The 23,122-nt window shown below is 67.0% G+C and carries 12 protein-coding genes; 1 reads left to right on the forward strand and 11 read right to left on the reverse strand.

Annotation, left to right across the window (positions count from 1 at the left end; all coding sequences use genetic code 11):
* Positions 1 to 11: 11 nt before the first annotated feature.
* The 7 genes from AC3WR5_RS04325 to AC3WR5_RS04355 all read right to left on the reverse strand — a co-directional run bounded on the left by AC3WR5_RS04325 (position 12) and on the right by AC3WR5_RS04355 (position 17,461).
* Entirely contained in the window at positions 12 to 8,402 is an 8,391-nt protein-coding gene (locus AC3WR5_RS04325) for an SDR family NAD(P)-dependent oxidoreductase (RefSeq protein WP_492482148.1), read from the reverse strand.
* Entirely contained in the window at positions 8,368 to 8,598 is a 231-nt protein-coding gene (locus AC3WR5_RS04330) for a hypothetical protein (protein ID WP_141288282.1), read from the reverse strand. The genes AC3WR5_RS04325 and AC3WR5_RS04330 overlap by 35 nt, the downstream gene beginning before the upstream one ends.
* A 404-nt stretch (positions 8,599 to 9,002) precedes the next feature.
* Complete coding sequence (locus tag AC3WR5_RS04335) at positions 9,003 to 11,504, reverse strand: HlyD family secretion protein (protein ID WP_492482151.1); 2,502 nt, start codon at positions 11,502 to 11,504, stop codon at positions 9,003 to 9,005.
* 18 nt (positions 11,505 to 11,522) lie between these two features.
* Positions 11,523 to 13,016, reverse strand: coding sequence for an efflux transporter outer membrane subunit (locus AC3WR5_RS04340; protein ID WP_170201000.1), 1,494 nt, complete (start codon positions 13,014 to 13,016; stop codon positions 11,523 to 11,525).
* An 86-nt stretch (positions 13,017 to 13,102) separates the two neighbouring features.
* Positions 13,103 to 13,519 carry a hypothetical protein gene (locus AC3WR5_RS04345; protein ID WP_141289691.1) on the reverse strand — a complete coding sequence of 139 codons (417 nt, stop codon included), beginning with the start codon at positions 13,517 to 13,519 and terminating at the stop codon, positions 13,103 to 13,105.
* A gap of 146 nt (positions 13,520 to 13,665) precedes the next feature.
* On the reverse strand, positions 13,666 to 14,574 hold the full coding sequence (locus AC3WR5_RS04350; protein WP_141289692.1) for a sulfotransferase family protein: 909 nt from the start codon (positions 14,572 to 14,574) through the stop codon (positions 13,666 to 13,668).
* A gap of 622 nt (positions 14,575 to 15,196) precedes the next feature.
* A complete protein-coding gene (locus AC3WR5_RS04355; RefSeq protein ID WP_492482154.1) occupies positions 15,197 to 17,461 on the reverse strand; it encodes a winged helix-turn-helix domain-containing protein in 2,265 nt (754 codons plus the stop codon).
* 201 nt (positions 17,462 to 17,662) lie between these two features.
* On the opposite strand from AC3WR5_RS04355, the gene AC3WR5_RS04360 reads away from it, so the two are divergent.
* Entirely contained in the window at positions 17,663 to 19,255 is a 1,593-nt protein-coding gene (locus AC3WR5_RS04360) for a hypothetical protein (RefSeq protein ID WP_492482156.1), read from the forward strand.
* Here the strand turns inward: AC3WR5_RS04360 and AC3WR5_RS04365 are convergent, their stop codons facing one another.
* The 4 genes from AC3WR5_RS04365 to egtB all read right to left on the reverse strand — a co-directional run bounded on the left by AC3WR5_RS04365 (position 19,256) and on the right by egtB (position 23,118).
* Positions 19,256 to 19,801: a L,D-transpeptidase gene (locus AC3WR5_RS04365; protein WP_492482158.1), complete on the reverse strand. Its 546-nt coding sequence runs from the start codon at positions 19,799 to 19,801 to the stop codon at positions 19,256 to 19,258.
* A 347-nt stretch (positions 19,802 to 20,148) separates the two neighbouring features.
* On the reverse strand, positions 20,149 to 21,084 hold the full coding sequence (locus tag AC3WR5_RS04370) for a hypothetical protein (RefSeq protein ID WP_492482160.1): 936 nt from the start codon (positions 21,082 to 21,084) through the stop codon (positions 20,149 to 20,151).
* A gap of 32 nt (positions 21,085 to 21,116) precedes the next feature.
* The gene (locus AC3WR5_RS04375; RefSeq protein ID WP_492482162.1) at positions 21,117 to 21,605 is read right to left on the reverse strand and encodes a hypothetical protein; all 489 of its coding nucleotides are present in this window, start codon (positions 21,603 to 21,605) and stop codon (positions 21,117 to 21,119) included.
* A 166-nt stretch (positions 21,606 to 21,771) separates the two neighbouring features.
* The gene (egtB, locus tag AC3WR5_RS04380; protein WP_492482620.1) at positions 21,772 to 23,118 is read right to left on the reverse strand and encodes an ergothioneine biosynthesis protein EgtB; all 1,347 of its coding nucleotides are present in this window, start codon (positions 23,116 to 23,118) and stop codon (positions 21,772 to 21,774) included.
* Between the last annotated feature and the right edge of the window lie 4 nt (positions 23,119 to 23,122).

Consider the following 23,122-nt stretch of genomic DNA (forward strand, 5'->3'; position numbering starts at 1 on the left):
AATCAGGAGCTTCAGACAGAGGACTTGGCTGCCAGCCGGGCCGTGCCGCCCAGGCGGTTCAGCGCGTTGCTGGAGATGCACTGCATGTCCTCGATCATCATCACCACCTCGCCGGCGGTGTTGGTGTAGTAGACGTTGGCGCCGACCAGGCTGCTGTCTTCCAGCGGCACGATCTCGATTTCCATCGTCATCTGCGCCGGCAGCTGTTCCACATAGCGGGACACGCGGCCGAAGCGGGTCGGCAGGCAGGTCTCGTCACGGAACAGGCGGTCCCAGACGATGGCCAGCTGCGGGCCGGCATCGATCAGCGCCGGGTCGAACACCCAGCGGTCCTGCTCGGCCGGCACATGGCCCATCCACTCGGCCGGCTTGCTGGACGCGACGGTGGCGGCCGCGGCATCTGCCGACAGGCCCTTGAGCGTCTTCATCACCTGGAAGCGCGGACCGTGGAACAGGTACTCGTCGTAGGCCTGGGCCACCGGCAGCTTCTTGTCGAAGCGGGCACGCGGCGCACGGGAGAAGCCTTCGGGCATGCGCTGCTCCAGCCGCAGCACGGCCTTGTAGTGCACCACCGACTTGCCACCCTGCTGCTCGGACTGCAGCGTTGCGTTGACCTCGAAGCCTTCCGCGCTGCCATACGGCGGCGGGTTGATCACGATGTCGAACTTGCGGGTAGCCTCCTTCAGCTCCACGCCCTTCATCAGGCGGAAGTCGCGCACCTCGACGACGTGCCAGCCCGGCCACAGCGTGCGGCCGGCCTGGGCCAGCAACTCCAGCGCGGCGGCTGCCGGCAGCACCGGCGTCTTGTCGATGCAGTGTTCCTGCAGGTAGACGTGGTTCGCGTCGACGTTAAAGGTCACGACCTGGCCGCCCATCGGCAGCGTCATCATCTCGGCCGGGCCGAGCAGCGAGCCCAGCACCTCACGTGGGGCCGGAGGGTTCTGGCGCCGGATGCGGCCAAGGTCGGCCTCGCGCGCTTCCCACGGACCGGCGCCGCAGATGATCTCGATGTTGTCCACGCCGCTGCTGCGCATCAGCTCGTCGATCAGCAGGCGGCGACCCATCTCGGCGGTCACCAGGTAGACGCCCTTCTCGGCGAACTTGGCTTCGGTCTCGGCCGTCACCATGCCGGCGCCGAACATCGTCGGGCCCCACGGGCCCCAGCACAGGGCGTTGACGTTGACCTTGTATTCCCAGCGGCGCTGCAGCTGGCAGCACAGCCGGTTCATCAGTTCGTTGGCGGTCGCGTAGTCGGACTGGCCGCTGTTGCCGTAACGGCCAGCGACCGAGCTGAACACGCTCAGGAAGCGCAGCGATTCGGGCTTCAGGTACTTCTGCAGCAGCAGCAGGCCCATGACCTTGGTGCCGACCACACGGTCCCAGCTGTCCGAGGCCTTGTCGACCAGCAGCTTGTCCTCGATCACGCCCGCGCCGTGCAGCACGCCGTGCACCGCGCCGTGGCGGGTGTACAGGTCGGCCAGCAAGGCCTTCATGCCGTCATCGCTGCCCACGTCGACAGGGTGGTATTCCACCTTGGCACCGCGCTGCTCGAAGTCGGCCTTGTTGCCGTGCATCTCGCGCGCGGCCAGCACGGCCTGCACCTTCTTCTGCACTTCTGCCGGCTTCATGCTGAGCTTGCCCGCACGCACCAGGGCGATGAAGTGCGCACGCAGCGCGCCTTCCGTGGTCAGCGCGGCCTGTTCGGCCGGCTCGGCTTCGGGCCAGGCGCCACGGCCAGTCAGCACCAGCGTATTGCCGGGCAGCGCGAGCTCGCGCAGCACTTCGGCCGTGATGCCACGGGCACCACCGGTGGCCAGCACCACGATGCCCTTCAGTTTTTCCAGGTTCGCAGGGTCGGTCGGCACCACCACCGCCTCGGTGCGGAACACCGTGCGCTGACCCGCCGGATAGCCAACTTCCTGGCGGCCACCCACGACTTCGAGTTCCGACATCACCGTCTGGATCTGGGCCGCAGCCGACTGGCCCGGGTCCAGGTCCACCGCCTTCACGCGCAGCTCAGGCCGCTCTTCGTGGAAGGACTTCAGCATGCCGACCGCGCCGCTCTGCAGCGACAGGCCGGCAGGCGTGTGCTCACCCGCCCGGTTGAAATGACCACCCAGCGCACTGACAGCCATCACATGCGAGCCTTCGGTCAGGCGGGAGGCCAGTTCCTTCAACAGCAGGAACAAGGACTTTTCATGCGTCAGCAATTGCTGGCGCCATTCGGCCACCGAACCTTGCGGCGCGAGCAGTTCCCCGCCCAATGCCGCCAGGTGGATGACACCGGCCAACGGTTGCGCCTGCTGGCGCAGGGCCGCTGCCCATTCAATCAAGGCCGATTCGCTGCCCAGCACGGCCCGCCCGACCAGGACGGACTCGCGCCCCTGCTCGCGCAGGGCGCCAGCCAAGGCCTTGGCCTGGCCTGCGAGATCTTCTGTGATCACGAACAGGCCGGGTTGCAGCTGCTTCAGCGCATCGGCGTCGATGCTTTCGTGCGCAGGCACCATGACATGCCGAGGCGGGTGGCTGTCGCTGCTTGCAGCGACAACCTTTGATCCCGTCTCGGCAACATCAAAAGGGCTTGCCACCACGCTTCCTGCTTTGGCGGAGGACAGGATGTCCAACATGCCATTCAAGGTCGGCTGGGTGTTCAGCTTGCTGCGGCTTTCGGTCAGGCTGGCACGCAGCCCTTCCGGAAGCTTCTGCAGCATGGCGCCGACCACTTCGATGCGCTTGATCGAGTCGATGCCCAGGTCGGATTCAAGGTTCTGGTCCAGGCCCACCATGTCGCGCGGGTAGCCAGTCTTGTCTTCGACGATGGCAAGCAGCATGTCGATCATCTGGTCACGGCCCATTGCAGCACTCGCAGCGCCAGCAGCGGCAACAGGTGCCGGTGCGGGCACTGCCGCCACGGCAGGTGCAGGCGCCGGGGCGGCCTTGGCCACCACCGGAGCAGGCACGGCAACCGGTGCGGGCACCGGTGCCGGCATCGCAACGACCGGCGCAGGCGCAGCCACCACCGGTGCCGGAGCGGCAACCGGGGGCACCACGGCAGCGACCGGTGCGGGCGCGGCGTACTCCGTCACGCGCGGCAGTGCCATCGGCTGCGCAGCGCGCTGCAGACGGGGAGCTGCCGGGCGAGCCGCCATCGGCTCACCTTGACCGACAAACATGCCCATGACGCGTTCCTGGGTCTCCAGGAACTGACGCATGGTCTCGAAGTATTCCGACATGACGCCGGAAGATCCTGCCGGTGGCAGGGGACGTCGTTCATCCATACGGGACTCTTTTCTCCAACGTGGGGGGGTGACGGGCGGGATTGCTTGAACAGGGGTGTAGGCCACCGACGCGGCTGCGATGGCGGTCGAAGCGGGGGACGCGGCAAGGGCCGGCGCGGCGGCAGTGGCCACAGCGGCAAGCACAGGCGCAGGGGCGGCCAAGGCGGCGTTGCGCACCTCTGCCTGCTCCAGCGTCATGCCGATCTGCTGCACCGGCTCGGTGACCTTGCGGGCACCGCTGCCGTTCAGCATCCAGGCATGCTTGGGCACGGTGACGGTGCGCTGCAGCGCGGCTGGCTGGGTGGCGTTGCCAATGCGGCAGTCGCGCTTCTCGAACAGCGGCGAAATGTCCAGGTCAACGCCAGCGCACAGCATCTGTGCCAGGCCGTTCAACAAGCCAGGCAGGCCGCTTCCGTCGTCGATGGCAATGGCCTTGTGCGGCTGGCCGGCCAGGATCTTGCCGGTCAGCTTGCTCAGCACGGCCTTCGGGCCGATCTCGATGAAGGTGCGGGCACCAGCGGCGTACATCGCCTCGATCTCGGCCACAAACTCGACCGACTGCACCAGGTGGTCGGCCATCTGGCGCTTGACCGTGGCGACATCGTCCGCGTGCGGCTTGCCGGTGGCATTGGCGTAGACCGGCAGCATGCCGGTGTGCCAGTCGGTGGCCTGGATGAGTTCGGCCAACTGGGCTTGCGCCGGGGCCACCAGGGCCGAGTGGAAGGCCGCAGCAACCGGGATGGGCGTGACGTCCACACCAGCGGCTTGCAGCTTCTCCAGCGCAGCCTTCACGCCGGCATGGGTGCCGGAGATGATGGTTTGCAGCGGTGCGTTGTGGTTGGCGATCACCACGCTGTCCAGACCGGCGATGTGCTTCTCGACATCGGCGCGTTGCGCCTGCACCGCGGCCATGGTGCCCAGCTCGGCACCACCGGCCTTGGCGGCGTCGACGATGAAGCGGCCACGGGCCGCCGACAGCGTCATCAGCGCTTCCAGGTCGTAGGCGCCTGCGGCATGGTGCGCCACGAACTCGCCGTAGCTGTGGCCTGCCGCCATGTCGGCCTTCAGGCCGAAGCCCTGCATCAGGCGCAGCAGGCCGACTTCCAGCGCACCCAGCGCGGGCTGTGCCACGTCGGTGCTGGTCAGTGCCAGCTTGGCGGCGTCCTTGGCGGCGTCGTCATAGGCGCCGCGCGGGAAGATGAAGCCACCCAGGCTGGCACCGCGGCCGAAGCGGGTCTCGAAGGCGCCCTTCAGCGCAGCATTGGCACGCGACAGCGCGTCGGCGACGACCGGGAACAGCACGGCGAGTTCGCGGCCCATCATCGGGTACTGCGAACCCTGGCCGGGGAACAGCAAGGCCACCTTGCCAGCGTCCGCACCGACAGCACCGAAGTGAGCGCCCGGCGGCAGCATGGGCGCCTGGCCGCGCAGGAAGGCAGCAGCCTTCTCCAGCTTGCTAGCCAGGTCGCCAGCGTCCTTCGCGACGACGGCCAGCGTGTCGCTGCCGGCTTCCCATTGCTGGGCCAGGCTGGCAGCCAGGTCGCGCAGCACCAGGTCCTTGAGCGAAGGCAGTTGCGTCGAAAGTTCGGCGGCGCGGTCGGCCAGTTCAGCCTTGCTCGCGGCACTGAACAGCATCAGCTCGGCCGGCCATTGGCTCATGGTTGCGCTGCGCACCCACGGGCGGTACTCGCGGGTGTACTCCTCCATCACGACGTGGAAGTTGGTGCCACCAAAGCCGAAGGCGCTGCAGGCCGCGCGGCGCGGCTTGGCATCCACCGTCAACCAGGGCTGCGCATCTTCCAGCAGGTGCAATGGCGCGTCTTCGGCTTGCAGGATCGCGACCGGCTTCTTGACGTTCAGGTGCGGCGGCAGCACGCGGTGCTGCAGCGACAGCGCGGCCTTGATCAGGCCGGCCACGCCGGCCGTGGCCTTGGTGTGGCCGATCATGGTCTTGACCGAGCCGACCACGGCGCTGCGCGGCGCGCCGTTTTCTTCGCGCATCAGCGCGGTGGTGCTTTCCAGCTCCGCCGTGTCGCCGGCCACCGTGCCGGTGCCGTGTGCCTCGAACAGGCCCACATCGGACGGGCCGAAACCGGCTTGCGCGTAGGCGCGGCGCATCGCGCGCAGCTGGCCAGCCGGCAGCGGTGCGGTCATGCCCTTGGCATTGCCGTCGCTGCTGCCGCCAGCGCCCTTGATCACGGCATAGATGCGGTCGCCATCGCGCTCGGCATCGGCCAGGCGCTTCATCGCGATCATCGCAATGCCTTCGGAGACCGCGATGCCGTCGCCGTTCTGGTCAAAAGTGGAGCAGCGGCCACGCGGCGACAGCGCCTGCGTCTTGCTGAAGCACAGGTAGCCGAACGGGCCTTGCACCGTGTCGACACCGCCGGCCAGCACCATGTCGCTGCGGCCATCCACCAGTTCGTTCACGCCCTGGTACACGGCAGCCAGCGAGGAGCCGCAAGCGGCATCGGTGGTGTAGTTCACGCCCCCAAAATTCAGGCGGTTGGCAATGCGGCCGGCGATCACGTTGACCAGGATGCCGGCGAAGGAATCTTCGGTCCACTCGGGCAGGCGATCGGCCACGTCCTCAGGCAGTTGGCCCTGGAAGCGCGGCAGCTCCGACCGCAGGCCGTACTGCGTGCCCACGTCACCGGTACCACCGCTGGCGCCGATGATGACCGAGGACCTCTCGCGATTGAAAGCCTTCTCGTGATAGCCCGAGTCCACCAGCGTGCGCTGAGCGACTTCCAGCGCCATCAGCTGCATTGGATCGATCGCTTCGATGGACTTCGGCGGCATGCCGAAGCGCGTCGGGTCGAAGGCCATGTCGTCCAGGAAGCCGCCCCACTTGGAGTAGATCTTGTCCTTGGCGTAGCGGTTTTCGTCGAAGTACAGGCGCCAGTCCCAGCGGTGCGACGGGATCTCGGTGATCGCGTCGACCTTGCCCAGGATGTTGTCCCAGTACTGGCGGCTGTCGTTGGCCTTGGGCAGCAAGGTGGCCAGGCCGACGATGGCGATGTCGGCCGGACCGGCAGTGGCGGCGCGCGGTGCATCGCCCAAGCCGGCCAGGCGCTCGGCCATCATCGCAGCCGCATCTTCGGTGACCTGCCGGTGCAGGTCTTCGATCTGCGTGACTTCGTTGCGCAGCGTGGCGACCTGGCCCAGCATGTACATGCCGTCGGCACGCTGCTGCTCCGGCGTCAGGTTTTCCAGCTTGCCGTTCAGGCCGACGCGGGTCGTGCCTTTGGAAGCCATGCGCAGGCGGCCCAGGATCAGGTCGTCCAGCACGTGACGAGCTTCATCGGCCGGCACCTTCGCGGCCTTCAATTCGTCACGCTTGCGGAAGAATTCTTCGGCGAATGGCGTGTAGCCGCAGCGGCTGGCGTGGCCCGGGCCGGATTCGAGCGCCACCGTGTGGTCGCATTCGATCACTTCCTTCTGGAACTGCTCGACGATGGCGCCGCTCTCGACGATTTCCCTGGTGAACAGGTAGGCGCTGCCCATCAGGATGCCAACCTTGACGCCCTTGGCTGCCAGCGGGGCGATCATGGTCTGCACGAAGGCGGACGACACAGCGTCGTGCACGCCGCCGGCGAACAGCACCTGCAGGTCGCCGGGAGGCACCTTGCTGCCGGCCAGCTCGGCCAGCAGCTTGTCGACCATGGTGCTCCACAGCACGAAGCTGCTCAGCGGGCCGATGTGACCACCGCATTCGCGGCCTTCGAAGATGAAGCGGCGAGCGCCTTCGCCGACGAACATCGGGATCAGGTTGGCCGACGGCACGTGCAGGAAGGTCGGGATGCCTGCGCGTTCCAGCGTCACGGCCTGGTCGGGCCGGCCGCCGGCAATGATGGCGTAACTCGGCTTGTACTCGGCCGCCATGGCCAGTTGCTCGTCGAGCAGCGACTGCGGCGCAAAGCCCAGCAGGCCGATGCCCCAGGGCTTGGTCGCCATGCGACGGGCCGAGTCTTCCAGCAGCTCGCGCAGTGCAGCGCCCTTGAGCAGCGCAAAGGCCAGCATCGGCAGCGCACCACCGTCGGCGACCGCCTGGGCAAAGGCTGCGCTGTCGGACACGCGGGTCATCGGGCCCTGGACCAGCGGGAACGTAATGCCCAGAGCCTCCGCCAGCGGCGCGTCCTTGCTGATCGCATTGGCGGCGACTGCCGCCTTCAGGTGGCCGGCCACCGCCTCGTCGAACGCGCGCAGCACGGCGGCGAGGTGCTTGTACTGCTTGCGCCAGGTGCCAGCAAAACAGACGTCCTGCCCCAGCGGCAGCAGGCCGGCGCGCAGGTTGCGCCAGTCGGCCTTGCCCTTGACGATCTCGGCCAGCTTCGCAAAACCCAGGCCTTCGCCATCGACCACCAGTTGCCGCGCGAAAGTGTGGCCAGGCCGGACCAGCACGCGAACGTATTCGCCATGCTCGCCGTCGCCAATCGCGGTGGCTTCGTTGCCGGACAGGTTGCCCAGCATCGCAATCAGCGCGTCGCTGGGGCCGGCTTCTTCGAGCAGCAGGACTTGCGAGTCGAGCACACCACCGGCCATGCCGATGGCGCTGCAGGCTGCGGCCACGTGCGGGGTGAGGCCACCGCGCAGGTACAGCGGCAGCGCGCTCAGCTTGCGCCACTTCTGCAGCAGGATGAATGAAGCATCTTCACCGACAAAACCGCCAGCCTCGTTGCCCTTCAGCAACCAGCCTTCGACCACGCCTTCGGCAGGCAGCACCGGCAGCACCGGCGCGCAGACTTCCACCAGCAGGCGCACACCGCGGGCCTGCAGCTGCGTCATCAGCGGCCATGCGGCTTCGACCAGCGGCGCCTCGACGATCAGCCAAGCCAGGCCGGACAGCGCGGGCGATTGCAGCGCGGTTTCCAGCGTCAGGTCCAGCCGGTCCAGCTTGAGGCCGTAGCCTTCACCACCGTGGCGTGCCACCTGGGCCAGCATGGCCAGCACGACCTGGCTGTCAGGCTGCCATTCGGCATTGACGACGCCGACGGCGCCGGCACGACAGGCGGCGATCGCCAGACTGGCGTCGTCCTGACCTGCGGGGGTGAACACAAACTGGGTGAACAAAGGCTGCTGCATGTCTTCAGGCCCGTGCGACATGGCGTTCGTGGTGGGCATTCACGACACCGGAAACTTGGAACGGGACCGCCTTGCACAGCGCGGCCTCGACAAACAGGGCAGTGCGCATTGCGAACGCAGATGCGGCACCCAGCCTCACCATCAGATACCGACCGGCTTTCGCCAGCCTTGCCTTCTCCACCCATCTGACCACCGGTACGTGGCGCGGGTTTGACAGCTCTTCAACCGGGTTCATGCGCGCAGGTTCTAAGCAAATACCGCCAGTCGCTAATGTCACTTGGAGGCCGACCTAGCGACTATCCCTAATCTGTGTCGTTGAAGAACGTTGGCGACTCAAGCCGACTTATGCGTGGGGGAAAAGTCACATAGATAGGCTGTTAATGCACTTTGCAACCGCCATGCCAGCCACCGGACAGATTACGAGGCATTTTCGCGCGCAATGTCCCCAGAATGGTGCGTCTCCAGCGAAAAGAGGCAATATTTCCCCTTTTCTCACGCATATGCCGGAAACAGACGCGAAACCGGCGCCAACAAAAAAACAAGCCACCCCCCGAAGGAAGGTGGCTGTTGTGATGTCGCGCCTTTGAGGGACAACGCGCAACAGATCTGGCGCGCCAACAAGGCGCGCCATCCGTGTCATCAGGGAATCCAGGACCAGACCTGCACGTTCAGGAAGCGCTGGATGGCCAACGAGAAAGCTTTCCACACCGGCATGGTGCTGCCGTCGATCTTCGCGTAGCCCGTCATGCCGGTGCGCAGCGATTGATCCGGATTCTTGACCTTGGCCACGACCTTGACCACGGTGCCAAACGACTGCTGCGTGACATTGCGATCGATCGTGGTGACCTCGCCGTCGAAGAACTTGTCGCTGAAGGCGATCGGCCGCACGCGCACCTTGGTGCCGACCTTGATGTAGGCCAGGTCGGTTTCAGGCACCTCTACCTCCACCGTCACATCGTTGGTGTTTTCCACCGACGCAAACGGCGCGCCCTTCTCGAGATAGCTGTTGGTGCGATCCTGCAGGTGCAGTGTCAGCAGATTGCCATCGAAAGGCATGGTCAACTCGCCGCGGCCGACCTTGCTCTGGTACATGTCGCGCTCTTCGTTCAGGCTTTGCAGCTTCGCCACGGCAGCGTCGATCTGATCCTTGGTCGCACCGGTCTTGGCGAGCGCCAGCGCCGCCTTCTTTTCGGCCACCTGGCTCACGTCGACCTGGTATTCGCGGCGAGCCGAGTCCAGTTCCTCGAATGACACCGTGCCATCCTTGTACATGGACTCCAGACGCGGCACGCGGTCCCTGGTGAAGCGCTCATGCTCCTGGGCCACCTGCAGCTGACGCGAAGCCACCTCCACCTCTTCCGGCTTCGGGCGCGCCTTCAGGTCGGCCACGACGGATTGCTGCTCCGCAATGCGGGCGTTGTAGACGCTGACTTCGGACTGGTAGTCCAGCGTCGACAGCGTCGCCAGCACGGTGCCTTTGGCAATGCGCTCACCACCGTCGAAGTTGACCTTCTGGACCACGCCACCGATGTCTGAAGTGATGATCTGCTTCTGGAACGGATAGACCAGGAATCGGCCACCCGGCTCGTACGGATATGGCATCACCAGCAACAGCAGCAAGGTGACCACCAGCGCGATCTTGCCGTAGTGGCTCCAGGCGCTGCGCGGCTTCAGCGTGTCCTCGGCCTCACCCACCGCATCGGGCAGCGTGCGCTTGCGCCAGCGGTCGAACTGCACCGAACGGTCATAGGCCGCCTCGATCATCTGCAGGCGGCGGATCGAACGCCGCCCCAGGTAGATGGCCATCAGCGCCGCAAGGAACAGCGCGGTGCCGCCCAGCATCACCGACTGCAGGTAGACCCCGACGATGACGGCCGAGATCAGGATCAGCACGAAGGCGTACACCGTCGATGCCAAGGCGTAGGCCGCCAGCACGCTGTTGTCCGACTCCTTGAAGGTCTGGCCGCGCATGCGGTTGAGCAGCGTCTTGTATGACTTGCCGCGCAGATGCGGCTCGTTCATGAAGGCCGACAGCAGGTGGTAGCCGCTGCCCTTGACCAGCGGATTGCCCGAGGCAAACACCAGGTCGATCGCGCAGATGATGCCCAGCGCCAGGCCGATCTTGGCCGCAGTGCCCGCGGAGTCACGGGTGTTGTACCAGATCAGCATGCCCAGGCTGAACAGGAACACGCGCACCAGCAGCGGGCCTGCGTTCAGCCACATGCGCTCGCGGCGCGTCATCTGCTCGGTGTGCGTGACAACGTTCAGGAAGCGCGGCAGGAAGCCCATGAACACCGAGATGCCGAACTTCGCCACGGTGGCGCGGTAGGCGTGTGCGATGAAGGCCTGCGTCAGCGTCACCGCCAGATTCACCGTGAACAAGCTGAACAGCACGTGCTCGAACAGCGTGGTGTAGTTGTGCAGGTTGGCCAGGTCTTCGCGGATCAGGTGGCTGTATTCCAGCGACAGCAGCACGGCCGCGATCGCCATCAGCGGCATGATGTAGACAAGGAAGCGCAGCGGCGCGACCACCGGCGCCAGCAGCTTCAGCATCGGCCGCGGATCGAACAGCTTCAACATCCAGCGCGTGGCGCGTGGATCGAAACCAGCGGCATCGTTGACGCCGGCAGGCAGGTCGCCCCCGGGCGCAGCAGCGCCAGCGCCGGGTGCCTTCGGCGGCGCAGGCGGCGCGGCATGGCCGGCAGCGGAGGCCACCGCGGCAGCGGCCACCGTGGCCGCCTCGGCATGCGAAGCCGCCACATTCGCCACATGCGACTTCACCGTCGCCGTGCCGTCCTTGATGTCGTAGCCCTTGGTGCGAAAGCGCTGCAGCAGCTCATGCGTCGGGTTCTCCATGTCCAGCAACTGGCGGTCGGCCAGGCTGGCGAAGAATTCCTCGATCTGCTTTTGCGTGATCGGCCGGCCGAAACGGTCCTCGAAGACCGATTGCAGCTTGGGATAGGTCTCGCAGCCAGGCAGCACTTCCAGCAGGAAGAACTGCCAGGGCTCCAGGTCGTGCACCTTGTTCAGCAGCTTGTCCCGCAGCAGGTAGCTCGGCTGATCGTCCTTGGAGATCTTGAACGCCTCCAGCCGCTTCGGCAGGTAGGCAGGCAGGGCCACCTTCTTGGTTTGCTCACTCATGACCGAATCTTTCTGCTGTTAATTCGTGCTGCTGCTGACAACTGCAGCATTGCTGTCGAGGATGTCCGGTGCGGCCACCTTCCAGCCACCGCCCATGGCCTTGTAGACCTGGATCAGCGAGAGCTGCGTGTCGCGTTGCACATCGACCTGCAGCCGCTCGGCCGAGGTCAGTTGGCGCTCGGCTTCCAGGGCCTCGAAGACCGTGCCCATGCCACCTTCGTAGCGCTTGCGGGCGTAGCGCGCGCCTTCCTGCGCAGCCTTCAGCTGGCGGGTCAGCACGTCGGCCCGCTCGCGGGTCTTCTGGTAAAACAACAATGCGTCCTCGACCTCGAAGAAGGCGTTCTGAACCGCCTTGCGGTAGGCATCGACGTGCAAGGCCTGCACGGCTTCGGCCTGGCGCACGTTGGCATCCAGTGCACCACCATCGAACAGCTTGGCCAGCACCTGCGTGCCGGCGCTGCCGAAGCTGGCCGGTGCGGTCAGCAGCTTGGAAAGGTCGGTGCTGGCGTAGCCGAACAGGCCGGTCAGCGAAATCACCGGGAAGTATTCGGCCTTGGCCACGCCGATGCGGGCATTGGCGGCGATCAGGTTCTGCTCGGCCATGCGCACGTCAGGCCGCTGCGCCAGCACCTGCGACGGAATGCCTTGCGGCACCGGCGGCGCCTTCAGGTCGTTCAGCGCCCTCGCCCGCGCCACCGCCGAAGGCTCGACGCCCAACAGGATGGACAGCGCGTTTTCGGTTGCGGCAATCTCGCGCTCTTTCGGCGGGATCGCTGCTGCGGCCTCTTCCATCACCATGCGCGACTGGAACACCGGCAGCATCGAGAAGCCGCCCTTGGCCTGGCGCGACTCGGTCAGGCGCGCGGTTTCCTGGCGGCTGGCCAGTTCCTTCTTCAACAGCACCAGATCCTGGTCCAGCGCCAGCAACTGCACATAGCTGGCGACCACGTTGGCCACCACGGTCAGCGTCAGCGCGCGGCGGTTTTCGTCAATCGCCGTCAGGTCGGCCAGGTAGGCCTCGTTGGTGCGGCGCACCCGGCCCCAGATGTCCAGCTCCCAGCTCACCTGGGCCTGCAGCTCGTAGGCCGCGCTGTTGACCGGCGTGCGGTTGGACAGCGGCACCTGCCGCTCCTCGCTCATCTTCTCGCGGTTGGAGCTGCCGCGGGCGCTGACGCTGGGCAGTTCCTGGGCCTTGGCGATGTCCAGGCGGGCGGCGTATTCACGCACCCGGCCAGCGGCAATCTTCAGGTCCTTGTTGTTGTCCAGTGCCAGCTGCACCAGCGCTTCCAGCTTGGGGTCGCCAAAGGCTTTCCACCAGGCCAGGTTGGCCATGTCTGCCGAAGCGACAGGGGCAGCAGCAGCGGGCTCCGCGGTGGCCTGGGCCGGCACGGGCAGCGTGGTGCGCCAAGCGGCAGGCTCGGTCACCTTGGGGCGCTCGAAATCGGGGCCGACAGCGGCGCAGCCGGACAAGGCAGCCGCCAGCACGGCGGCGGCGACAGGAAGTAGGCGCATGGTCGTTCCCTCGCCACGGCGCGGCATGTCTGCCAGCGGGGCGCTCTGCACAAGATGCGGTTGAGGAGGATGGATGCGGCGCATGCTCATTCCTCGGTGAACCGGTCGGCCAGCATGTCGAGCGCGTGGTCCTCGATTTCCTTGACGCGCACCAGGCGGTTGTGCAGCTCTTCAAGAATTGCCTCGAACCAGCGGATCTCATACTCGATGTGGCGCCGCTCGGCGATGATGTCCTCCATCGGCATGTTGGGCGGCGGCCGCCCTTCCTCGTCGAAGAGGAACTTGATGCCTTCGGCGATGCGCTGGTTCGTGTTGATGTGCTGAACCTGCTTCTCGACGAACTTCTTGACCTTCTTGGCCTTGAATTCCTTGATGACCGCCAGCCGCAGTGCGCGCTGGTTCTCGGACAAGGTGTCGAGTTTCGGATGGCTGGTCACCGGATCGCCATCGATGTGGCCGATCTTGGGCCGGTTGCCCGGCGGACGCTCGTTTGGATCGCTCATGCCAGCCCCTCGGCCGACGAGTACGTCGGCCGATCCCCCGGGGGGATGCGTGCCGGCTTGGGAGCGGCCCGGCGCTCGGCCCGCACGGAATAAGTTGACACGGGGTGTCTCATACTGAGTCGTTTCTCAATCTCTGGCGCCGCCGGTCAGCGGTAGCCGAATTCATGCGCCAGCTCGATCACGCGCGGGTCCAGGCCCTTGCCGTCGGGTCGCCAGGCCAGCGGCTTGTCCAGCGGCGGCACCTTGACCTTGTGGGCACGGAAGGCCGGGCCGCGGAGGAAGTTGGGGTCGTTGCCGAACAGCGCGGTGATGGGGCCGAAACAGGCAAAAGGCGAACGCTCGGGATGCATCATCGCGTCGATCGCCTCGGCATCGTCACGAATGCCCAGCCAGCGGCAGACTTCGCCCAGGAAGTGGGTCGGGTCATGCATGATGTCCTCGCCGCGCACCCGGATCTGCTGCTCGGGCGGCACCATCTGCAGGAAGTTGAAGATGTTGGTGTTCAGGTCGTGCCAGGCGAACTGCGGATCGACGATGGCACGGTCTTCCAGGAAGTCGATCGAGTTCACGTACATCGCGAACGCGCCGTCGTTCAGCGCCATGATGGACTTGCAGGTCGCCACCGGGTGCCGCACCAGGTGCAGGAAGCGGGCGTCCGGGAAGGCCCGGTAGATCGCCTGCATGCGCTTGAGCGAAATCGTGTACGACGGACTCTTTTCCACCGCGATCAGCGGATCGATGTCGCGCACCAGTTCCTGGTAGACCTCGGCCGTGCTGCGGTGCTGGCGCGCGAAGCACCAGTGGTTGGCCATCTTGATGGTGGCCGTGGTCTGCTCGCCGCCATAGATCTCGGCGACCGCACGCAGCAGGCCCTGGCGGGTCTTGGAGAAGTTCTCGATCTCGTCGCTGGTCCGCGTCCAGAGCTGGATCAGCGTCTCGACGTTGAACAGGCACAGCTCCGGCAGACCGAAGGTTTGGGGATGCTGGCCGATCATCGCGTTCATCAGCGACGTGTACGACCTCGGCGGGGCGAGCAGGAACAGCGGGGCGGCCATGGTGCGTCCCGCTCAGGCGAACAGCGCGTGCGCTTCGGCGATGGCCCGGCCGGCGGCGCACATGCCATCACCAGCGCTGCCCACCTGGAAGTACACCTTGTCCAAAACCATGACCCCAACTCCCGCTGTATTCAGCCGTTCCTTGCCTGCACCGGCCGCCCAAGGGGACGACACGACACGCTGGAGGTCAGGAAACGCCCCTCCAGCCCCACTCTTCGCTGCCAGCACACCCGCCAGCGCCGCTTTCGCCACGCCCGCCAGCCCAAGCTCAGCGCTTGCTCATGGGACATACCCGGAGCCGCCATGCAAGGCCGGCCGGAATGCCTCATGATGCTGGGTTGACCTTTTGCAGTATGCCCGCTCTTGGTGCCTGCCCCGAGGGCCTTCTTGGCACCCCAGCAACGCAACCCCTAGAAGCAAAGCCATCTGCAACCAACATCGGTCTCACGTCGCCATCCTCCGTCAGCAGCGCTAGGGTGCTACGAGTCCGGTGGCGTTCAGACCGGGTTTTCACCTGGGTTGGCTTATGCAATTTGTACGCCTGCTCATGCGAAACATATGCATGAACCCCACGAATGCAGGGGGCCAGCCGATCTGAAAGAGAACTGCAACGGCACATGGGTCAACGTCCCACAGATGTGGCTTGACCGGAGACGGCCGGCAGCGCAGGCCCTTCAAGCCGAACGATGTCGGCCTGGCGAGGGCCGGACATGCTGGCCACCACCTCGCCCTGCGGCGTGATGGCAAACGAGCGGTACAGCCGAAGCTGACCCGGTGGCAACGTGAAAGCGATCCGCGGCGCGGCGCCCAGCTCGTCCCGCCGCACCACCTGGTCCTGCTCGGGCCCACGCTCGACCAGCCACAGCGCACCGTCATGCCACTGCCAGTTGGCCCAGTCTTCCGAGCCCAGGGCGTCGGTGACCAGCGTTGGCGCACCAGTGCGGCCGGCCTGGTCCAGCGGCCGCCGCCACAGCCCCGGCTTGCCCAGCCGCGCGTAATACAACCAGAGACCGCTGCGTGTGCGCACCTCGCGGCCGAAGTGGCCCTGGTCATCGGTCAGGCGCTGGAAATCGTGGCGCTGCAGGTCGAAGCGCCACAGGTCCCAGCCGCCGCCGCGGCCGCTGGCCACCAGCAGGCTGCGCCCATCCAGTGACCAGCTGACGCTGTTGTAGCCACCGGTTTGCGGCAGCACCTGCAGCGGCTCGTCACGGTCCAGGCGGCCGATGACCAGCGCGTCGTGTTGCGCCCCGGGCGCCCGCAAACTGGTCGCAAACCGCGGCTCGGTCGCCGAGCAGCCTGGAGGGTCTGGCGTGCCGGGCGGCAGCGCGACCTGGCGCGCCGCAGCACCCTGGCCGTCACCGGTCCACAGCGCAATTCGGCCGCTGCGCATCGACAGGAACAGCACGCGCCCGGCATCCGGGCAGGCCTGGGCGTACAGGTTGCGGCCGCTGGAGGCGATGGCCGACAGCAGGCGCCCATCGGCCAGCGAGCGCAGTTCGATGGTGTCGGAGAAATGGTGCAGGCTGGCAGCAACCGCCTGCGGCTCGCCCGGCAGGGTGGCCAGGTTGGTGGCGGTGCCGGCGCGGGCGAACAAGGTCGGCTCGCCGCCGGCGGGCGCCACGCGCCAGGTTGCAAAAGCACCATCGCGGGCCGAGTTGAAGACGATGCCGGCATCGCCCGACAACCAGGCCAGGCCGCCCACCGGTGCCTGGTCGTGCGTCAGCCGGGTTTCGGCACCGGTCTGGATGTCGACCACGTACAGGTCGCCAACGATGGCAGTGCCACGCATGAAGGCGACCCGGTCGCCGCGTCGAGAGAAGCTGATCTGCGCGTCGTCCAGCCCGCCGGCCGGACGGGTCAGCTGCCGCTCCTGGCCGTCTGCAACCCGGTGCAGCACCAGGGCCACGCCCGCCTCGCCCTGGTGCCGGGCCAGCACCAGCCACTGGCCATCCGGCGAGGCATCGACAAAAGCCTGGTTGCGCTCGTAGAAGCAGCTGGCCAGCCGCCGGGCCGGCCGTTCGGGCTGCGTCAGGTCGACCACCACTACTTCGCAGTCGGCCGCCTCGCGCGCCCTGGCATAGGCCAGCCGGCGCGCGCCCAGCCACATCGGCCGCGCCAGCGTGTAGCCCTCGTCGCGGATCTCGACCGGCGGTGCGTCGGGCGCATGCCGGTCGACCACCTGAAGCCGCGCCGGGCTGCCGGCGCGCGACCAGAGGTAAGCCATCCAGCGCCCGTCGGCACTGAAGGCCGGATACTCCTCGACGCCATCCCGCATCGTCAGCGGCAGGGGCGGTGCCGGCAGCGCCGCCGCGGCCAGCACCGGCACCGAGTGCGGCCACCACAGGCCGGCAAGGCCCAAACTCGAGGCCAGCACCACCATCAGCACCGGCACCAGGCCCCACAGCGCTGCCCGGTGCCAGCGCCTGCGGCCCCAGGGCGCGGCCGGGTTCACCGAGACAGCCGGCGCGTCGGCGGGCTCATCGGCATGCGCCACGCCGGCCGCGGGAATCCAGGGCGCGGCCGGCAGCAGCAACTGGTAGCCGGCCTTGGAAATCGTCTTGATCGCGCTCTCGCCGCCCGCCGCTGCCTCGGTATCCAGCACCCGGCGCAGTTGCCAGATGGCCTGCGTCAAGGCGCGCGAACCGGTGTACGAATTGCCCTCCCAGACTTCGGCGATCAGGCGCTCGCGTGGCACGACCTCACCAGCACGTTCGGCCAGGCGCCGCAGCACCGCTGCGGTCTTGACCGACAGGTTTTCGCTCAGCGCGACGCCGTCAGCACCAGGCCCGGCGCTCAGGCTGCGGGTTGCCAGGTCGAGGCGAAACCGGCCAATGGTCCAGAAACGGGCGGCTGCGGCGGCCGCTTCAACGGTAGCCGGTGCGTTCACAGCGCCGGGCACGCCACGTAAGCCGGCGCGTAACTGCTTGATTTCACGAGGAAAAATCTTTTCGTGAGAAAAATACGAGAAAAGCTTGGCAGCCCAAGCATTGTCGGTGCCAGGGTGGCCCCGTCAAATCGGCACAGCCCCTGCATTGCGGCACAAGGCCACGTTGCATGCACTTATGCGCCATCTTTCCGGAGTGTCCCGATGTTCCTTCCCCGCCCTCCTCGCTCAACTGCCAAATGGGCGCTGTGCCTGTCCTGGCTGGGCCTGGCTGCCCTGCCTGCGCATGCCGACGTCTGGGGCCGCCTGTTCGACGCGAGCACGCAGCAAGCCTTCGTGGCCGACGACTACCCATCCGTCGAACTGCACCGCTGCAGCGCGCCAGGCGACACGCTGTGCGCCGAATTCGTGGCCGGCGCCGAACCGGCGGCCGATGGCAGCTACCGCTTTGCCGCCGGCAGCTTCGACAGCCCCGGCCGCTACCAGCTCTGGGGCAGCGCGCTGAACCACGAATACACGCACTCGGCCCCGTTCTCGGTGACCGGCAGCGAAGACCATCCGATGGACATGCCACTGGACCTGCTGCCGCTTCAGGCCAGCAAGCTGCAAAGCTGCACCATGGTGGACGCCGAAGGCTTCTGCAGCGTCAGCTACACGCTGCGCAACATCGGCAGCAGCAGCCGCCAACTGCAGGCCTGGGTGCTCAATTCCACCACTGCCTTCATGCCGGCCGGATGGTCGCAATACACCTATGGCGACGGCGACACCAAGCGCGTGCAGCTGACGCTTGGCGCCGGCAAGCAGAAGACGCTGACGCAGAAGGTCTATGTCGGCAAACAGCTGCCGCGCGGCGCGTACGCCTCGATTTCGCTGTTCGTGTCGCCCAAGGACCTGCCGCAGCAGGCGCTGATCTGGGAAAGCCTGCCCACCGTGTTCTCCGAGGGCGACGGCACGCTGCGCCCGATCTCGGCCGCGGCCGAACAAGCCCGCGCCTTGCGTGCGCGGCGGCACGCCGGCCTGATCGCGGCCGGCACACCCGCCGCCCGGCCGGACGCCAAGCTCAGCTTCCTGTCCGGCCAGGTGCTGGCGGCGGACACCGGCGCGGCGCTGCCGCTGGAACTCGCGCCTTCAGTGCGACTGATGAGCTGCGACCGGTCCGACGACGAATACTGCCGCTGGATCGAAGGCGACGGACTGGCCCTGCCGGCGGATGGCAAGTTCTACCTGAACCTGGCCAAGCTGCCAGCCGGCCGTTACCAGATTCACGCGCTGGCCAATGCCCACTACGGCATGCAGTTCTCCAAGACCTTCGACATCCCCGGCACCAGCGCCAGCTCGTTGACGCTGACCATGCCGGAGGTGGTGGTGGACCTGGACGACGTGGCGCGCTGCAGCGACACGCCGGTGGGCGATTGCCAGCTGGCCTACACGCTGCGCAATACCAGCGCACAGGACCAGACCGTCTCGCTGTGGCTGTACCTGAATGCGCTGCAAAGCGAATCACAGACCGGCAGCGTGGTCTACGACATTGGCAAGAAGGGCAAGGCACTGGGCCTGCCGGTCACCGTGACCCTTCCGGCCGGACAGACCCAGGTGGTGACACAAGCGCTGGGCTTGACCGGTCTGCCTGGCGGCTCGACCGGCTGGCTGCGGCTGTTCGTTGCGCAGGCCAGCGACATCGCGCACGCCGAAGCCTATTTCTCGCTGGGCAACTATGCGCTGAGCACCGGCGACGATGGCGTCACACGGGTCACCGTGGTGCCACGCCCGCCGCTGCCGACAGGCGCGGCGCGCTGATCACTTCAGTGCAACAGGTCGCAGGTGGGTGGGGGACAGGCCGTCGGCCCACTGCGTGCCCTCACCCATGCCGCGCTCGGGCAGGATGTAGACCACGCCGGCCTGTTGGCCCAGCAGGGGTTGGACAACGTCCAGGTAAAACGACACCGGCACGACCACGCAGCCCGCGGAGGCGCGGTTGTCTTCCGGCGTGACCGATGCAAGCCGACGCAGCCGCTCGACCTGCGAAGCACCGGGGCGCAGGCGGTGTATGGCCAGCGCAGCGGCATGGTCGACCCAGACCACGTCTTCGCCCAAGCGATTGCGGCCGGGCTCGGACTCGAAACGGCCAGCCGGCGTGGTCAGGTCCTCGGGCAGCAGATGGCCGGTCTGCGTGCGCTCGCCAACCCCCGGCTGCGTCAGGTCACCCCGGGTGCGGCCCAACAACACCGTGGTGGCGCCGGCCAGGCTGCCGTCCGCGCGGTAGACACGCAGGCTCGCTGCTTGTTTGTCGACCAGCACAAACGGATGGCCGTGGTTGTCGCCGGTCTCGGCGATCCAGTTCACCAGTCGCTGCTGGTCTGCGCTGGCACCGCCAGCATCAGCCGCTTCCGCAGACTGTGCCGCAACGGCCGTGGACACCGCCACGCTGGCTTGAACGCCAGACGCGACACACAAAAGCACCCATGCCGAGGCCGCAGCCTTCAGCCAACGCCGAGCAAGCAAACCCATGCACCCCGCCTCGCCAATGTCCAGCGACACGATTGACGCGGATCTCCGATCCGGTCGTGTCAGGCAGGAATACTAGCAGCGCAGGGTTTGCAGGCTTTGCGGCAAATACTGGCGTTTTCTGGCGTTATTGAGTGTTCAGCTTCCTTGCTGTGCTAAGCGAATGCTGGGAACGGGCGGCCCATTCAGCCCTTGGCGGCGAGTGCGGCCGCCGCGAGCGGTGCACGCAGCGAAGTCATCGTTGGCATCGTGGCCGGGGCTTCGGCCGTCGTGGCCGGTGCATCGAACCGATCGGGAATGCCGAATACCATTTGCAGGCTCTTGACCTCGGGCAGCACATAGACCACCGCGCGCTGTTTCGCGAAGGTCGGTGCCAGCACCTGTTCGAAGAAGGCCACCGGCATGTTGATGCAGCCGTAGGAGATGCGGTTGTCCGCGGTGGTCGGTGTGGCCAGGCGTTCCAGCCGGCGCTCGCTGGCGTTGGTGGTGCGCACGCGGTGCATGGACACGGCGGCGTCGTAGTCCACCCACACCACATCCTGGTTGATCGCGTTCATGCCGCGCTGGCCGAGGAAACGGCCAGCGGGTGTGGTGCGCTCGTCGGGGCGCACGTCGGCAATCGGCTTCTGGCCAATGCCGGGCACCGAGTCATCGCCGACCTTGGAGCCCAGCAGCACCGGCGTGGCGCCCTTGAGCTGGCCGTCGGAGGCAAACACGAACACCTTGGTGTTGTGCTTGTCGACGATCACGAAATCCATGCCTTCGTTGTTGTGCGAAGCCGCCACCCATTGCGCCAGCTTGCGGGCCGGCTCGGAGGCGGATTCACCGTGCCAGTCCACCACCATCGGGCGCACCGGCGGCGGCGGCGTGACGGCGAGCGGCGCCTGCGGCTGCAAAGCCGCAGGCGCCTGTTCCGCACCGGGCGCCATCGCGACGGCCGCAGACCGCTGCGCTGCCAGCCGATGCTGGCGCAGTTGGTACTGCACCGGCAGGATGACGGCCGCCGCCGCCAGCCCGATCCACAGACCCCGTCGGATGCCATCGAACCAGTCGGTGTCGCGAGGCGCCACTGGAGCAGACTCAGGGCGACGCACGGAAGGATGCTCGGGGTTCGTGTTCATGGGGTCAGGACCGGGATGGCTGGACGAGTCGCTCAGTTGCGGTCGGCTTGCGGGGCTGGCATCGAGGTCGAGCCGCTGTTCATGGCGCTGTTGTCGGTGCTGCTGTTGTAGCCCTGGTCAGGCGTGGGGGTGGTCGTGCCGCTGCTTTGCGTGGCGCTGGGTTCCGGGGTGGCCGGGGCCATCGGCGCGGCTTGCTGCGCAGGCTCGGCAAACACGGCGGTGTTGCTCATGTTGGCGCGATAAGTCGGCTCGGCCGCCTGACCAGCCTGCGCCACCGAGGCTTCATTCGCAGCGCGCTGGGCTTCAGCGGCGTCCAGCGCCTGCTGGCGAGCGATCTCGCGCACCTTTTCACGCTGCTGCTCAAGGTCGTGCCATGCCTGCAACTGGGCCGACGATTCGGTCGTCGGGGCCTGCACCGAGGTCGGCGACGGGGCCGGTTCGGACTGGGCGTAGGCCATCGACAGGGCACCGGCGACGCTGGCGGCGGTGATGACGGAAAGCAGGGTCTTGTTCGTGTTCATGGGAACTCCTTTGAAAGTCCGCACAGGTGACTGCGCGGTTTGGGGAGGAAAGTGACACCCGGTGTTGACCGGATGAATGTCAGCGTACGCCCCTCAAAAGACCCCGGGTGTCAGGCGATGCCAACGGGACATGTAGGACTTGGCCCACGGCCCCGCGGCATCGCCGTCAGCCGCCAGGCGGCAGTTCGCTCAGGTCTTTGGCCAGGCGCAGGCCGCTGAACTGCCAGCAGGCGGTGGCCGGAAAGAAGTTGCGGTAACTGGGCCGGGCATGGCCGGCCGGCGTCGCGCACGAGCTGCCACGCAGCACGTACTGGTTGACCATGAACTTGCCGTTGTACTCACCCACCGCGCCTGGCGCGGGCCGGAAGCCGGGGTAGGCCGCGTAGCTGGACTGGGTCCACTGCCACAGCTCGCCAAACCACTGGGCCTGGGCTTCTGCAGCGTGCTGGGGGTGCAGTTGGTCGGGGCCCCGCAAGCCAGGTCTAGCTTCCGCCCAGGCCGCGCCAGCGGCATGCTCCCACTCGGCCTCGGTCGGCAGCCGCGCGCCGGCCCAGCGGGCGAAGGCATCGGCCTCGAAGTAGCTCAGGTGGGCCACCGGCTCGGCGTCGCGCAGTGGCTGCAGGCCGCCCAGCGTGAAGGCCAGCCATGCGCCCGGTGCGCCGGGCTCCCAGTACAGCGGGTGCCGGTGCTGTGCCGCCTGGCGCCATGCCCAGCCTTCGGAGAGCCACAACAGCGGGTCGTCATAGCCACCATCCTCGACAAAGGCCCGGTACTCGCCATTGCTGACCAGCCGATCGGCAATCGCGTACGGTGCCAGGTAGACCTTGTGCCGCGGCGATTCGTTGTCGAAGGCAAACGCCGTGGCCTCGTCATCCAATGCTTGGCGCGCATGGCCGATCTCCACCAGGCCACCGGCAAACTGCTGGAAGCGCAATGGCCTGGCCGCCCTGGACGCGCCTGCGACCTCTGCCGCATCCACCGGCGCCGGCCTGGCCACATAGGCGGGCCGCAGCGGGTTGGCAAACAGCAGATGCTTCAGATCCGTCAGCATCAGCTCCTGGTGCTGCTGCTCATGCTGCAGTCCCAGCGTCACCAGTGCCTGCACCTCGGGGTTGGCATGCAGCTGCAGCAGCAGCGTGCCCATGCGGGCATCAACCTGCCGGCGGTAGATCAGCACCTCGGCCAGCGAAGGCCGGGTCAACAGCCCACGCGCGGGCCGCGGATGGCGCTCACCCACGCTGTCGTAGTAGGAGTTGAACAGCATGCGGAAGCCGGGGTGGAAGGGCGCGAAGTCCGGCTCCCAGCGTTCCAGCACAAAGGTCTCGAAGAACCAGGTGGTGTGGGCCAGGTGCCACTTGGCCGGGCTGGCATCCGGCATGGACTGCGCGCAGCAATCCTCGGGCGACAGCGGCGTGACCAGCCCCAGCGAATGCTGGCGCACCGCGTGGTAGCGCTGCACCAGCGGCACGACCGCGTGCGCAGGAGCCGTCGCCAGCACTTCATCGATCAGCATCGCG

The organism is Ideonella sp. FW305-24 (genome assembly GCF_058788035.1).

Bases quoted from the DNA above. Each gene is read 5' to 3' on its own strand.
- AC3WR5_RS04325 (WP_492482148.1), bottom strand. From the start codon at position 8,402: ATGCCCACCACGAACGCCATGTCGCACGGGCCTGAAGACATGCAGCAG.
- AC3WR5_RS04330 (WP_141288282.1), bottom strand. From the start codon at position 8,598: ATGAACCCGGTTGAAGAGCTGTCAAACCCGCGCCACGTACCGGTGGTC.
- AC3WR5_RS04335 (WP_492482151.1), bottom strand. From the start codon at position 11,504: ATGAGTGAGCAAACCAAGAAGGTGGCCCTGCCTGCCTACCTGCCGAAG.
- AC3WR5_RS04340 (WP_170201000.1), bottom strand. From the start codon at position 13,016: ATGCGCCTACTTCCTGTCGCCGCCGCCGTGCTGGCGGCTGCCTTGTCC.
- AC3WR5_RS04345 (WP_141289691.1), bottom strand. From the start codon at position 13,519: ATGAGCGATCCAAACGAGCGTCCGCCGGGCAACCGGCCCAAGATCGGC.
- AC3WR5_RS04350 (WP_141289692.1), bottom strand. From the start codon at position 14,574: ATGGCCGCCCCGCTGTTCCTGCTCGCCCCGCCGAGGTCGTACACGTCG.
- AC3WR5_RS04360 (WP_492482156.1), top strand. From the start codon at position 17,663: ATGTTCCTTCCCCGCCCTCCTCGCTCAACTGCCAAATGGGCGCTGTGC.
- AC3WR5_RS04370 (WP_492482160.1), bottom strand. From the start codon at position 21,084: ATGAACACGAACCCCGAGCATCCTTCCGTGCGTCGCCCTGAGTCTGCT.
- AC3WR5_RS04375 (WP_492482162.1), bottom strand. From the start codon at position 21,605: ATGAACACGAACAAGACCCTGCTTTCCGTCATCACCGCCGCCAGCGTC.
- egtB (WP_492482620.1), bottom strand. From the start codon at position 23,118: ATGCTGATCGATGAAGTGCTGGCGACGGCTCCTGCGCACGCGGTCGTG.